This is a genomic window from Acinetobacter halobius (assembly GCF_044130335.1).
Classification (GTDB): Bacteria; Pseudomonadota; Gammaproteobacteria; order Pseudomonadales; family Moraxellaceae; genus Acinetobacter.
In genome coordinates this window covers 107,549-119,756 of record NZ_JBIQOD010000008.1, presented here as the reverse complement: position 1 = coordinate 119,756, position 12,208 = coordinate 107,549, and the positions used below count along the sequence as shown (strand labels likewise).

The 12,208-nt window shown below is 41.8% G+C and carries 24 protein-coding genes; 11 read left to right on the top strand and 13 right to left on the bottom strand.

The annotated features are described in order from the left end of the window. Positions 1–18: 18 nt before the first annotated feature. The 13 genes from ACE01U_RS09245 to ACE01U_RS09185 all read right to left on the bottom strand — a co-directional run bounded on the left by ACE01U_RS09245 (position 19) and on the right by ACE01U_RS09185 (position 7,584). The gene (locus ACE01U_RS09245; RefSeq protein WP_395579300.1) at positions 19–282 is read right to left on the bottom strand and encodes a DNA-binding protein; all 264 of its coding nucleotides are present in this window, start codon (positions 280–282) and stop codon (positions 19–21) included. Then, positions 282–734: a hypothetical protein gene (locus ACE01U_RS09240; RefSeq protein WP_395579299.1), complete on the bottom strand. Its 453-nt coding sequence runs from the start codon at positions 732–734 to the stop codon at positions 282–284. Before ACE01U_RS09240 ends, ACE01U_RS09245 begins: the two co-directional genes overlap by 1 nt. Next, positions 731–940 (bottom strand): hypothetical protein, encoded by a 210-nt coding sequence (locus ACE01U_RS09235; protein WP_395579298.1) that lies wholly within the window; start codon positions 938–940, stop codon positions 731–733. The genes ACE01U_RS09240 and ACE01U_RS09235 overlap by 4 nt, the downstream gene beginning before the upstream one ends. Then, positions 937–1,779 carry a DNA adenine methylase gene (locus ACE01U_RS09230; RefSeq protein ID WP_395579297.1) on the bottom strand — a complete coding sequence of 281 codons (843 nt, stop codon included), beginning with the start codon at positions 1,777–1,779 and terminating at the stop codon, positions 937–939. The genes ACE01U_RS09235 and ACE01U_RS09230 overlap by 4 nt, the downstream gene beginning before the upstream one ends. Beyond that, entirely contained in the window at positions 1,776–3,320 is a 1,545-nt protein-coding gene (locus tag ACE01U_RS09225) for a DNA cytosine methyltransferase (RefSeq protein ID WP_395579296.1), read from the bottom strand. The genes ACE01U_RS09230 and ACE01U_RS09225 overlap by 4 nt, the downstream gene beginning before the upstream one ends. After that, positions 3,317–3,682, bottom strand: a complete 366-nt coding sequence (locus ACE01U_RS09220; protein WP_395579295.1) for a hypothetical protein — start codon at positions 3,680–3,682, stop codon at positions 3,317–3,319. Before ACE01U_RS09220 ends, ACE01U_RS09225 begins: the two co-directional genes overlap by 4 nt. Continuing rightward, positions 3,675–4,310: a DUF551 domain-containing protein gene (locus ACE01U_RS09215; protein ID WP_395579294.1), complete on the bottom strand. Its 636-nt coding sequence runs from the start codon at positions 4,308–4,310 to the stop codon at positions 3,675–3,677. Before ACE01U_RS09215 ends, ACE01U_RS09220 begins: the two co-directional genes overlap by 8 nt. Continuing rightward, positions 4,307–4,549 (bottom strand): hypothetical protein, encoded by a 243-nt coding sequence (locus ACE01U_RS09210; protein ID WP_395579293.1) that lies wholly within the window; start codon positions 4,547–4,549, stop codon positions 4,307–4,309. The genes ACE01U_RS09215 and ACE01U_RS09210 overlap by 4 nt, the downstream gene beginning before the upstream one ends. Beyond that, a complete protein-coding gene (locus tag ACE01U_RS09205; RefSeq protein ID WP_395579292.1) occupies positions 4,546–4,683 on the bottom strand; it encodes a hypothetical protein in 138 nt (45 codons plus the stop codon). Before ACE01U_RS09205 ends, ACE01U_RS09210 begins: the two co-directional genes overlap by 4 nt. Then, positions 4,680–5,813 carry an ATP-binding protein gene (locus tag ACE01U_RS09200; protein WP_395579291.1) on the bottom strand — a complete coding sequence of 378 codons (1,134 nt, stop codon included), beginning with the start codon at positions 5,811–5,813 and terminating at the stop codon, positions 4,680–4,682. The genes ACE01U_RS09205 and ACE01U_RS09200 overlap by 4 nt, the downstream gene beginning before the upstream one ends. Before the next feature lie 12 nt (positions 5,814–5,825). After that, entirely contained in the window at positions 5,826–6,140 is a 315-nt protein-coding gene (locus ACE01U_RS09195) for a hypothetical protein (RefSeq protein ID WP_395579290.1), read from the bottom strand. Then, the gene (locus ACE01U_RS09190) at positions 6,140–6,568 is read right to left on the bottom strand and encodes a hypothetical protein (RefSeq protein ID WP_395579289.1); all 429 of its coding nucleotides are present in this window, start codon (positions 6,566–6,568) and stop codon (positions 6,140–6,142) included. The genes ACE01U_RS09195 and ACE01U_RS09190 overlap by 1 nt, the downstream gene beginning before the upstream one ends. A gap of 287 nt (positions 6,569–6,855) precedes the next feature. Then, entirely contained in the window at positions 6,856–7,584 is a 729-nt protein-coding gene (locus ACE01U_RS09185) for an XRE family transcriptional regulator (protein WP_395579288.1), read from the bottom strand. A gap of 99 nt (positions 7,585–7,683) precedes the next feature. On the opposite strand from ACE01U_RS09185, the gene ACE01U_RS09180 reads away from it, so the two are divergent. The 11 genes from ACE01U_RS09180 to ACE01U_RS09130 are packed head-to-tail and all read left to right on the top strand — an operon-like array spanning position 7,684 to position 12,207. Beyond that, positions 7,684–7,863 carry a Cro/CI family transcriptional regulator gene (locus ACE01U_RS09180; RefSeq protein WP_086207688.1) on the top strand — a complete coding sequence of 60 codons (180 nt, stop codon included), beginning with the start codon at positions 7,684–7,686 and terminating at the stop codon, positions 7,861–7,863. Positions 7,864–7,921: 58 nt separating this feature from the next. Continuing rightward, complete coding sequence (locus ACE01U_RS09175) at positions 7,922–8,422, top strand: phage regulatory CII family protein (protein ID WP_395579287.1); 501 nt, start codon at positions 7,922–7,924, stop codon at positions 8,420–8,422. Between the two features lie 49 nt (positions 8,423–8,471). Further along, positions 8,472–8,735, top strand: coding sequence for a hypothetical protein (locus tag ACE01U_RS09170; protein WP_395579286.1), 264 nt, complete (start codon positions 8,472–8,474; stop codon positions 8,733–8,735). Next, positions 8,732–9,040 carry a hypothetical protein gene (locus ACE01U_RS09165; protein ID WP_395579285.1) on the top strand — a complete coding sequence of 103 codons (309 nt, stop codon included), beginning with the start codon at positions 8,732–8,734 and terminating at the stop codon, positions 9,038–9,040. The genes ACE01U_RS09170 and ACE01U_RS09165 overlap by 4 nt, the downstream gene beginning before the upstream one ends. Beyond that, entirely contained in the window at positions 9,037–9,960 is a 924-nt protein-coding gene (locus ACE01U_RS09160) for a hypothetical protein (RefSeq protein WP_395579284.1), read from the top strand. The genes ACE01U_RS09165 and ACE01U_RS09160 overlap by 4 nt, the downstream gene beginning before the upstream one ends. Further along, the gene (locus ACE01U_RS09155) at positions 9,957–10,703 is read left to right on the top strand and encodes an ATP-binding protein (protein ID WP_395579283.1); all 747 of its coding nucleotides are present in this window, start codon (positions 9,957–9,959) and stop codon (positions 10,701–10,703) included. Before ACE01U_RS09160 ends, ACE01U_RS09155 begins: the two co-directional genes overlap by 4 nt. After that, on the top strand, positions 10,700–11,170 hold the full coding sequence (locus tag ACE01U_RS09150) for a DNA N-6-adenine-methyltransferase (RefSeq protein ID WP_395579282.1): 471 nt from the start codon (positions 10,700–10,702) through the stop codon (positions 11,168–11,170). Before ACE01U_RS09155 ends, ACE01U_RS09150 begins: the two co-directional genes overlap by 4 nt. Next, positions 11,167–11,433, top strand: coding sequence for a hypothetical protein (locus ACE01U_RS09145; protein WP_395579281.1), 267 nt, complete (start codon positions 11,167–11,169; stop codon positions 11,431–11,433). The genes ACE01U_RS09150 and ACE01U_RS09145 overlap by 4 nt, the downstream gene beginning before the upstream one ends. Continuing rightward, positions 11,430–11,828: an HNH endonuclease gene (locus tag ACE01U_RS09140; RefSeq protein ID WP_395579279.1), complete on the top strand. Its 399-nt coding sequence runs from the start codon at positions 11,430–11,432 to the stop codon at positions 11,826–11,828. The genes ACE01U_RS09145 and ACE01U_RS09140 overlap by 4 nt, the downstream gene beginning before the upstream one ends. Further along, on the top strand, positions 11,825–12,007 hold the full coding sequence (locus tag ACE01U_RS09135; RefSeq protein ID WP_395579278.1) for a hypothetical protein: 183 nt from the start codon (positions 11,825–11,827) through the stop codon (positions 12,005–12,007). The genes ACE01U_RS09140 and ACE01U_RS09135 overlap by 4 nt, the downstream gene beginning before the upstream one ends. Next, positions 12,004–12,207, top strand: coding sequence for a hypothetical protein (locus ACE01U_RS09130; protein WP_395579277.1), 204 nt, complete (start codon positions 12,004–12,006; stop codon positions 12,205–12,207). Before ACE01U_RS09135 ends, ACE01U_RS09130 begins: the two co-directional genes overlap by 4 nt. The last annotated feature ends 1 nt before the right edge of the window (position 12,208 follow it).

Here is a 12,208-nt window from a genome sequence, read left to right as displayed (position 1 = left end):
ACATAAGTGGGCTTTCTATTAAGCTGTATGAAGCATTCGATGATTATTTACATAATCCAAAACATCTTGTTTCTTATATAAGATGGTTCGAACTGTTGGTTTTGAAAAAGGTATTCCTCCACCTTCACAACGCTTTTTTTGTAGCCATGAAATTGAGAAGCCACATGCCAGCGATACAGCTTCAGGTGTAAAAAGGCCGTCATCAGGTGAATTTCGAAAATCCTCAACCAAAGCCTTTCTTTCTTCAACTGATAAACGGTCCAATTTGGTTAAACGAGCCATTAAGACACCTCCTTCAATTCATTCTGCAAAACATCAAAGATTGGAACCAGCATGCAAACCTGACATGGAATAACACCACCGCCTTCAGGGTGAGGATCATGCCAAAGCTGACCGTGCTCATAAATTACAGAATGCATATGCCCGCGAGGGGAAATCCCCGCAACCAAGTGTTTTGCACCAATCGCTTTACTAATTTCAATAACCCAATTTTGATCTTGCTCAGTTGGGTTTTTATCAACGCCTAGATTCAGCATTCTGTAGCCATGCTGGCGCAGGAAATAATTCAGGTTATCTTGATATAGTGTGCCGCTACCCGGTGCTGTGGGATGGTTAATATCAATGCCTTCCCAAAAGCTTGGGATATCTTCGATATTTAAACCTAGTAGTGTGGCAATTGTTGCACCTTCACAGTTACCACCCAAGCCAGTGATGGTTTGCATTACTTTTTTCATACCGCCTCCTTCTTGATATCAATTAGCTCAAACGGCAATTTAGTGTCCAGTCCTGTGAATTCGTCTTTAAATCCAAAATCTACAAGGATGTGATAAAGGGCAGAGGCTTGCTCCGCCGTGAATGTTTTGGTGGTACCTGACTTGCCTATAACGAGTGGTGCAAATTCTTCGGCAAGGTCTTGGGCGATGAGTTGGAGATTAGTCAAGCTGCACCTCCAAATAGGTCATGATGTTGAGCAGCTGGATTAATCCAAAGACATTCAGTACGAACATCAGTACCGCGACCAGCAGAAATTCTTGCTTTAGTATCGACACGTTTCCAATTTTTTAAAGTATCGTTATAAAGCTCACTCGGATAGCCTGATAGCATCACCATACCTTCTAGCTCGAGTAATGTTTTTAATAAAGTTAGATGGTCTTTATCGTCCATTTCATGACGGTATATTCTTCCAGTCTTAGCCCCTGAGTACCGAGTGTCATGTACATAAGGTGGATCTACATAATGCAGTGTCGTAGAAGCATCATGGTCCTTTAAAACCTGAACAGCAGGGCGGTTTTCAATGAGGACTGAGCTTAAACGCTGACCTATTAGTTGGAGATGTTCAGGATAGGTAGCCCATAATGATTGGGCTGTACCATATTGGCGTTTAGTATCAATACGAAAACCTGTAATTCCTTTTGTTGCTCCTGCGGAACCAAAACCCATTTGCGCACGAATAATTACCCGTCTTGCACGTTCAACTTCAGTTGTGGCCACACTCCAAGCATCTTCAAATTCTTCTCGACTGTATGGAGTTAGTACTAGTTGCTCAATTAGTTGATCACGTAATTCAGCATCGCGGAGAACTCTAAATAAATTAACGATGTCGCCGTCAAGGTCGTTATAGACTTCGGCATAAGCTCTTGGCTTTTGAAGTAAAACACCTGCAGCACCGCCGAAAACCTCTGTATAGCAAGTATGGTTGGGCATTTGAGCAATTACCCAATGAGCTAAACGAAATTTACCGCCGTGATATCGGATTAAAGGGTGGTTAAGTTCAGTCATGCCGCACCTCGATATTTGCTTTCATGTTTAAAGTTGGCCTCAACTAATGCTCGAGATAACTGAGGGCAGACTGAATTGCCGACCATTCTTGTTTGCTCAGTCTTAGTCAAACGGATTTCGGTACCATGCTCATCCAGTCCTTTTTCAAAAATATAAGAATCAGGAAAACCTTGAGCTTTGAATAGCTCTACTGGTTGAAGCATACGGAAACCAATATCTACAATTTGATATTGCTGTTGGCCTACAGTTACCAATCCGAACCGGTCACGTGTTGGAATAGTGCGTAAAGGCTCCCCAATTGAATTACCGTCTTTCTCATTGCCATAGAAGGCAGTTAGAAAAGCGCGCACTTCTGCAAACTGATTCACAGTGGTCATGGTGTGGATCGGTTCACCCAGCTCCTGACCAATGCAATTGTTCTTCATCTTCGATAAATGACTGACAACAAGTGAATTGTGGTCCTTGGCTGTAATTGTATGGACAGGTTCTTTTGCTGAACTACCCACAACACCAGTATAGTTTTTGGCTAAAAATGCCGACACTAAGCCGTGATGCCCACCAGTTGCAATAGTGTGTAAGGGATTCATCACATTATTCCCATGATGGCCAGAAGTGTTTACCACAAGACTTGGAGTAATGAGTGCATGATGTCCACCTTTAGTCTGCGCGCAGATTGTACGTAGCGGCTCATTAATCGGCATTGACCGTTTATTCGATGCATTTGCGCATTCAGTTAAAACTGGTGCCATACCATTAATAATGAACGGATCTGGATTATCAAAAACAAACTTCTTAAGCCCACCCGCAATTCGTTCAAGTGTTGCAGTTGCAAGCGGACGTGTACGTGTGAAAATGCTTGGACATTCAATTGACCAATCTATGCATTCAGCCGCCGTGCGCCATGGTTTTAATTTGCCTTTCTTCACCTGGATAGATTTAGGATGACCATGAGTAGGCACAGGCCATTGAATAGGTAAGCCATCACGACGGGCAATCAAAAAGAAGCGCTTTCGAATAGTCGGTGAACCGAAATCACATGCTCGTAATTCACGGTAATCTACTTCATATCCTTGCTTCTTTAACGCATTAACAAAACTATTAAAAGTCCGTCCTTTTCGCACAGGGCAAGGCATACCCTTTGAGTTGAGATGTCCCCAAGTTTTAAATTCTTCAACATTCTCAAGCATGATTACTCGAGGGCGAACCTTTGCAGCCCAACGGAGTGCAACCCAAGCTAAACCGCGAATTTTTTTCTCTACAGGCTTTCCACCTTTAGCTTTAGAGAAGTGCTTGCAGTCAGGTGAAAGCCAAACAAGTCCTACAGGTTGATTGCCAGTAACTTCAATCGGATCTATATCCCAAACGCTTTCGCAATAGTGCTTAGTTTCAGGGTGATTCACTCGATGCATTGCAAGAGCTTTTGGGTCATGGTTGATGGCAACATCAACAGGGCGATTGAACGCTTGCTCAAGGCCAGTACTAGTCCCGCCACCACCTGCAAAGTTGTCAATAATTAGCTCATGGGGGAGTAGGTTATTCATAAAATCTCTCCCAAACTTTGCTGCACAGAATGCGGTAAACGCTCTTTAGCCCACCATAAAACAGGACCATCTTCGGTGTCATAAGCTGCTATCAGAAATAAACCTTCTGTTGGAGGTGTAGGCTTCCACTTAGACCAATCAGCTGAGTCTTCATCAGGAATTTCTGGAATATCCATGTATTCCCAACGTTCAAGAACAATATCTACACCTAGATTGTCTTGCAGTTGCTCCCATTGTTCAGCAGTGTAGTATTCAGCACCATCATCAATAGTGTCGTGTTCAGCAATGTCAGGATGAAACCAAAGACTGTTTAAATCTTCAGGAACATCGACTGGTTGGATTTGAAATGTTTTTTCAATCATGACTTTGCTCCTGTGCTTCGATCGCTTCAGGTAGGGGCATCCAATGGGTCACATTTTCAAAAATACTTGCTGCACCATTAATCCAGAAACCCTCTTCAAAAAAAACACCATACTCATTTTTGCAGGACTCAAGATATTCAGCCACGCAGGTTTCGAAACCATCGCAACTAAGCACACTTTGATTAAACCCTGGTAGCTTATCCTTAACTGAAATCCATTCAGGAACGGCTTGAGCTGTAGCCACTTGCCATAATTTCCAACCTTGATTGATTTCGATGTACTTGTAATCTCCATTTTCTAAACGTGGATATGGACGTTTGACGATAGGCGAGAATATTTCGCTGTAAGCTTGTTCGAACCCTTCAGGTACAGGTTGAGCTTGTTTCCGACTAAAATTAATCGCCTTTTTCCACATTGCCCAACCAGTATTCACGCGATGCCAAATTTCAGTCGCATCTACTTCGAAATCTTTGTTGAGGCCATCTTTAATTACATAGTTCCCTTGTTCCATGTCGAAAATTACATATTCAAAATGACTTGGTAGCCAATATGTAGCTTCAAAGTTTGGCAATTGCTCAGCCCAAAATTCCTGTTTTTCTGCCAATGTTGGCATTTTTTGATTTTTCATCCCGCCACCTTCATTTCGATATAATTAGACTCTTGGTAATTCACGTATTCTTCATACAGTGACTGACATGCTGCATTACCTGTTAAATCATTCTTTACAAACACATAGCTCAACGATTTCTTTGTGCCTTTACCTGAGAACGTGCAACTGCCATCAGCCAGTTGTTTCTTTACATAGCCCAATAATTCAAGCCAAATCATGAAGGCAATGGCATGCTTGTTTTTAATTCTGAAGATCATCTATACCCCCACGTATTCACAAAGTTTTGAATACAGTCCTCAATCCCAAAGAGGTTGATGTTCGTATAAGTTTTCACCCGACCATTGTGCTGTACTATCAGCACACGGGTAATGGAAGAGTAGGTGTAGCTCATGCAATCGCTCTCCCTTGTTCTTGGGTGGTATTGATGATGTGGGCTTTTACATTGTCAAAATGCTGAGCTTCAATGGCTAATAGACTGTCGATCCCTTGGTCTTCGCAGAAAGCCATCACATCGAGTCCTGCTTGCGCAAGAAGATCTTGCAATTCATCACGTTGAGATTCTGATATCCCATTAAATTCAGGTGGCTCCATCCATGTTTCTCGCGGTATATCGAATGTGCAGCCGAGTGCCTTCGCTCGAGCAAGCATGGCTTGACGCATGTTTTGATAATATGTGTGTTCTTTGTCTTGCTTTAGGGTTTCGGTCAGGTGATTTAAGTCGCTTGCATAAACAGCTTCTTCGCAGCTTTGTTTCCAGTTATCCAAATCCTCAAGTGCTTTATTTAATGCGATTTGAGCAGGGGTAAGTGTGTTGATATGGGCTTTCGCCTCTGCAATTAAGCCTGCAAGAAAAGTAGGGTGTGATTTAAGATCGGGTACCCAAACCTCACCAGTCTCACCGCCTAAAGCACCTGAATTTTTCGCATGATGTGTTGGAGATGGCTTAAAGTTAATAACTCTCGCATTTTTACCTTCACCAGTAGTAACAGTGGTCAAATAACCCATGATGTCTGCAATACGGTAAAGTTCATTTCGGTTCTTACCGCCAAGCTCAGGACGGTAGATGATCTGATCACCACTTTGGTCTTCTGAGGCATGGGCAATAAAAACAACATCCTTACCAAAGCTTAAAAGTGTATTGATGTACTGCTTAAACTTCATGTTTGCTAAGCCTTGGGCTTTTAACTTGAGTGCACCATCTTGCTGACGGTTATTTGCTGTTTTAAGTAAATGTGTCTTGATGGATTCAAGCATTGCGCCAACGGTATCAATAACAACAGTATTGAACGGTGCTAGATCTTGTTCAGTAATGTTTTCAATATCTGACCACTGCTGAACTGGAACAACAGCTCCGCGACGAAGTTCCCCAGTGCGGTGTGCACCACGGTCAAAGTCAAATGAAATTGCTTTATCTGCTGTAAAGCCTAGAGACGTTTTACCAAGCCCTGGATCTGCATAGATGTAAGTAATAATCGCGCTTACGTTTAATGCTTGGTCTGCTGGAATAATAGGTATAGCCATGATGAATACTCCTTATGCCCAGAACAGTGAGCCTTTAGCTCGTTTATATGATTTTGGATAAGCACGTGTAAGTGACTTTTGAAGGCGAACAGCCATGGTTTTTCTTTGTTGGAAAGCACGTTCACGTTCAAAGTTTTCACGAATCCAAGGTTTAGCCACTTGCTCTTCAAGAGTGACTTTTACAAGACCGTTTGGTGTTTCCTTGAAAATGTCTTTTCCTTTTGCCACATAAACGACAGGGTATTTAGTCCCAAGGCTTAAACGTGTATTGCCTTGAGCATCGTCATCAAGACGTTTAGAGAAACTATTTTGAGTAGAAGTAGTCATTAGCCCGCCTCCACTAAACGATGCTTTTCGATATAGCCTTTGATGAGGGCATTGAAGTTTTGGTGGTCGATGTGATCTGTGAAGTCGTTGTATGGATTGCCTAGGGCATCAGAAACAGTCACTTCATCAAGGCTGGTTACATCAACTGCAGTGAATTCACTACCCGGCACGCCGTAGCTGTCAGGGTATGCCTCAACTTCAAAACGTGCTGTAACACGGAAACCATCTAAACGAATAACCGCTTCGCCGTGGTTATCACCAGTCATACGTAATGCAAGGAGTTGGTATTCAGATGGGGCAACGTTGGCAACTACAGGTTGAGCAGCCTGCGGTGCAGTTTTAAAGCCACAGCTCAGCACGCCTATTGTTACAGCAGCTACACCAAGAGATATCTTGATGGTATTGAAAGGGGATAAGGTTTTGTTCATAATTGATCTCGCAATTTGCAAAAGCCCTGATCCCGTCGAAAGTCTCAGGGCTTTTTAATGTCTGTGAGATAAAGGTAAGCTAACTTACCTTTATTGTCAACTATAAAGGTAAGTAAGATTACTATTTATTTTTATAACTTACTTTCTAGTTTTTAATAAGCAAAAGAAAACCCACTGCTTAGGTGGGTTGTTTGAAGTCATTTTTAGTATGTGGTGGCGAACTACTTACATTGAATATAAATTAGTGTTCCAAATGATTTCATATAAGTATTTTAGTTCTAATCATTTTAACGTCGAATTCGCTTCACAACCTGCTTCCACCAATATTGACCTAGTACAGATATACCTTCTGATTCAATGCGGCTAGGAGAGTAATACTCATCAGGAAATTGATTTTTATCCGAATTTGCAGAAACAGCTTTAAATCCGCCTTTGCCCTCATCATTCCAGTTAAACAGGTATTTAATTTTGGTGTCATCTCCAACCTGAAAAGCATAAATTTCACCGTCATATATAGTTTTGGCAGACATATCAATTGATATGGCTTGCCCATCTTTTAATTTGGGAAACATGCTTTCACCGCGAACGTGAATTACCTTGGTAGTTGCTGGTTCAACATTGCATTCTTTAATTAAATCAACTGGAAACAACATTTTGTTATTACTTGGTTTTTCTAGATTTAAGTACCCATTTCCTGCACTTACAAATACATCATCATAATAATCAATAGCTACATACCCATCAGGAACTGGATCTCCAGCTTGATAAATACCAACTTCGATCTTAGCTATATCAGCATTGCTCTTTTCTGGAACTCCCACGCCACTCAAAAGCCATTCAGTTGTTGTACCTAAGGTTCTGGCTAATGCAATTAAACTCTCGTGTTTGGGTACATTCTCATCTTTTTCCCAATAAATCACAGAGGTTTTAGAGACACCAAGCGCATCAGCAATTTTCTGTTGAGTAAGATTTCTTTGTCTTCTTAATGCTTTAAGGCGGCTACCAAGAGTTTCCATATCAATACAACCAAATATTTGTAAGTTATCTTACCAATTGACGAGGTAAGTTTTATGTAGTTAAATTGGGTAAGTTAAATTACTTATAGGGTAACCTAAATGACTAAGTCGGATGCTCTGCGATTACTCAATTGCTCAGTTACTCAATTAGCCGAAAAGCTTGGTATTTCTCACAACGCTGTCAGTCAATGGCCTGCTGAAAAAATTCCATTAGCTCGTGAATACCAAATTCGTGACTTAGCGAAAGGGAAAAAACCTCTTAATCGCAATGTTGCTTAACAAATTATCTCGCGATAGCCCCGCCAAAGAAACGTGAAACAAATCAAGGATTTCACAAATGCAAGAAATAACACTAAGCCGTGAAGCCCAAACGGCAATTTTTAAAATGATTAACCAGACGCAGGGGATTTCGCCAAAGGAAATTGCTCAGGTCACTGGTGATTCACATAACACGATTTGCAACTACGGCAACGTAGGAATGCCGAACCATCTACCGAGCTTAAAGAAGCTTGAAACCATCATGATGTACACGCAGAACCCTGAAATTTTAAAGGTGTGGGCGCATCAGATGGGTTATGCACTTGTGCCAGTGGATTGCGACTCAAGCAAACATCATGAGCTATCAATCTTTGAAGCAATGATGCAGCACAACATTAAAAGCGGGAAAGCAAACCGGGTTGTGTATGAGGCTTACGAGGATGGGGTTATTACACCGGCGGAATACGAAGAAATCCACCAAATTACTCAAGGCTTGATCGAGTTGATTACCGCCGTGGATCAGGCAGCACTTAAGCAAATGCAGAAGTACACATCAAATGCACAAAAAGAAAAAGCCTGATTGTCGGGATCAGGCTTTCTCAAACATTCAATTCAGAGGGTAAATCTTTATGAATAAATTAAATTTAGCACAACAAGTAATTGAAGACAATACGGATTTTTTAATCGGTGATGCTGTAGTACTTAATGAAGTCATAGGCAACTTCGATGAAATTTATAACGTCATGGAAGTCTACGAAAACACGGTCGATGTTTACATTGGTATTGGCATTTTAACCTTAAACAAAAAGTTTGTTCGTAGTGCCTCAACTATTGAGCTCAATGCAAAACGCCGTTTAACAGAAGCTGAACAAGCCTTAGCGGAGGTTCCATGATTACCAACAAGGCTATTCAAAAGAAACCTGAGCATAAGCAGGTTCAGTGGACACAATCATGGTACGAGCCAGCACTCCGCACATTAGATGGATTGCTGGAGATCCGTAGGGCGAATCTACGCAAGATCAAAGGCGATGAAAAGAATGCTGCCGTCACGCGAGATGAGTTTATGGAAATGCTGATCAATGATCATCGTGTTTCAGCTTGGTACGCAGGTGAAATCATTTCAAGCCTGCATCGAGCTGGTCAGATTTTTATGTTTGGGCGTTTTATTAAAAATATCGAAAAAGGGGATGCTGCATGAGTTTATTCAGCACTGGCCATGATGTTGTGGATCAGGTTGGTAGCGTTCACCTTGAAGGCAATATCTTGCCGACCAGTTGGTTTAGTACATTCGTTTTAGAGAGTGGAAAACCCGATTTGAACGCGATTGTTGTGCTTTCAGAAATTGTGTATTGGCATCGACCTACAGTGGTGCGAGATGAATATTCTGGCCAAGTTGTGCGCGTAAAAAAGAAGTTCAAATCTGATCTTTTGCAGCGTTCTTACCAAAGTTTTTCTGATCAATATGGCTTCTCAAAACAGCAAGTCAAAGAGGCTTTTGATCGTCTTGAGAAGTGTGGAGTGCTCAAACGTCATTTTCGCACAATTGAAGCTAACAATCAGAAATACAACAATGTTTTGTTTATTGAGCTTATTACCCCTGTGCTTTTTGAAATGACCACCCTCCCACTTTCAAAAGGGGGAGGCTCCCCATTTGAAAAGGTAGACCCTCCCCATTTCAAAAAGGGGACAAATACAGAGACTACTACAGAGATTACTACAGATATAAACACACAACAGGAATCACCTGAAAATTCAGCTCAGGATGACTCATGGAAACCTGATCAAAATTTCCTAAGCACAATTTTACTTCAAACAAAATTCAGTCATTGCGTAAACGAAATTTTAACCATGCCTGATTTCCAATTTCACTTGGGTAGTTTCAATGCGCACTGGGAAAACAAAATCTATCTCACTGAAAACCAAAAAACGAGAAAGTTCGCAGCTTGGTTGGTGCAGGAATTTGAGAAACAAGTGACCAAAGCTGAGCGCGAGGCAAAAAAACCGTCACGTAAACAATCTTCTGAAAAACCAAATAACCGCAACGTGAATGATCCTTGGGGTGAAGTTCAGAACTATAAACCAGCAACAGGTGATGTGGATACAAGGGGGCTCCTATGAACGCAATCGCACCGCTTAGTTTTGATATTCAGAAATCAACAGAATTTTGCCAGTTGCACCAGGCACAAATGGTTTCTTTCCGTGGTAAATCGTTCTGCAAGCAATGCTCAACGGAAGCGCTTAACAAAGCTCAAGCAGAACACCACAACGCCGTGAATGCCATGGTTCGTGAAAAACACTTCCAAGGCGCAAAACTTCCAACCCGTCATGCGAACAGTGGATTCAGAGAATACTTGGTCGCGAATAGCGGTCAGCAAAATGCAAAAACTCAATGCGTCGCATTTGTGAAAGATTTCACGAAGGGGATTAAGCGCAATTTGATCATGATTGGTCGCACCGGTACTGGGAAAACACACTTAGCTTGCGCCGTAGCTCGAAACATTCTCGAGACCCAAAAGTATGCCCGCTATGTGACCTCTGAAGACATGGCTAATGAAATTGCGAATGCATGGACCAAGGCTGATGACAGTGAGGTAAATGCCGTTCATCGCTTCACAGAATACGATCTATTGATTCTTGATGAATATGGATTGCATGACCGTCATGAAAACCGTCTCCAACTGGTGCACAAAGTTCTTTATTCGCGATATGACGCTGGCAAACCAACCATGTTGATTTCAAACATGACAGCACATGAATTGGAACAAGACCTTGGTGATCGTCTCTGGTCTCGTTTTCAACATGATGGTTTGGATATGGTTGAGTGTAATTGGGCAGATGAGCGTGTTGGGGGTGAAGTGTGAATTCAATGGCAAATCATCAACTTTTTGGATTAGCGGAAGAGCGAACTGATATATGGGCAACCCCGCAAGACTTTTTTGACAAGCTGAACGCCGTTTTTAAATTTGATTTGGATGTTTGTGCACTCGCTGAAAATGCTAAGTGTGGTCGTTTTTTTAGTCCTGCAGATAATGGTTTGAAGCAAGAATGGACTGGTACATGTTGGATGAACCCTCCTTATGGTCGTGAAATTATTGATTGGGTGTCAAAGGCAGCATACACAGCTGAGCAAGGGCACACAGTTGTTGCTTTGGTTCCGGTGCGTACTGATGCGCGTTGGTTTCAAGATTACTGTTTAGGTCGTGAAATTCACTTTATTCGGGGCCGATTGAAATTTGGAAATTCAAAAACTAATGCTCCGTTTGGGTGTTGTGTAGTTGTTTTTAGACCAAGTTTGAATGATGTAGTTTGGACAGCGGAGGCCGTATGAATGAACGCCAAGTGGACTACAGCAAAGCCGCAGTTTTAAACCGTGGTATTGATGTTTTGATCGTTATTAAAAATACCAAAATTGCCACATCTAGAGAAATTCAAGCGCAGGCATTGCCTCATTTAAGTATTCGATCTGTGCAGCGTTATTTAAGTGGCTTAGTTGTAATGGGGTTGGTCAGCGTGATTCAAGGTGGAAAGAATGATGATTTTCGCTACTTCCTCAGCGGTAAAGCAAAACAGTTATTTGGGGTGACGAAATGAAATTAACCAAACAACAGCGCACAGACTTAAAAATGAAATTTGGTGGCCATTGTGCTTATTGCGGTTGTGAGCTTGGTGATAAGTGGCATGCAGATCATATTGAAGCGGTAAAGCGCGATCTGGAGTTTATACCTGGTGTTGGACTACGGACAACCAGTGAAATGCTTAGACCACAAAACGACACATTGGAAAATATGAATCCAGCATGCGTGCCATGTAATACAAATAAATCATCAATGTCTTTGGAAATGTGGCGCAGGTCTATTGAGCATTACCGAGACGTTCAATTGCTTCGTGATAGCACACATGCACGTCACTTACATCGTTTTGGATTGATAGAAATCAAATCAGAACCTGTGGTGTTTTTCTTTGAAAAGTATGGGGCATCAGCATGAAAGCAGACGACCGCGTAAAAGTGGATTTCATAAGTGAATCAGCAACGATTTACTCAGGCAAACGCTTCACTGGATACGGTGTATTAGATCGTGTTGAAGATGGCCGTGTATTTGGGCGCTTGGATGATGGAACACCGTTTATGTGTCTATGTGCTGATGTAGAGGTGATTGAGAGATGAGTAATAAAGACTTTCTGCTCTGTCTGTTGCTTAGTGGATTTGTATTCTTTGCAATTAAGTTTTTTTGGAAGTGGGTAAACGGCGGTTTTAATAATGGCGCTGTTTGGGAGTGGATGAATCGAGGCTTTAGTTTTGGACTGGGATTTTGCTCTGCATTAGTTGTAGTGATTTTGGTGATCAAGTTGATTTCGGGTGACTGAG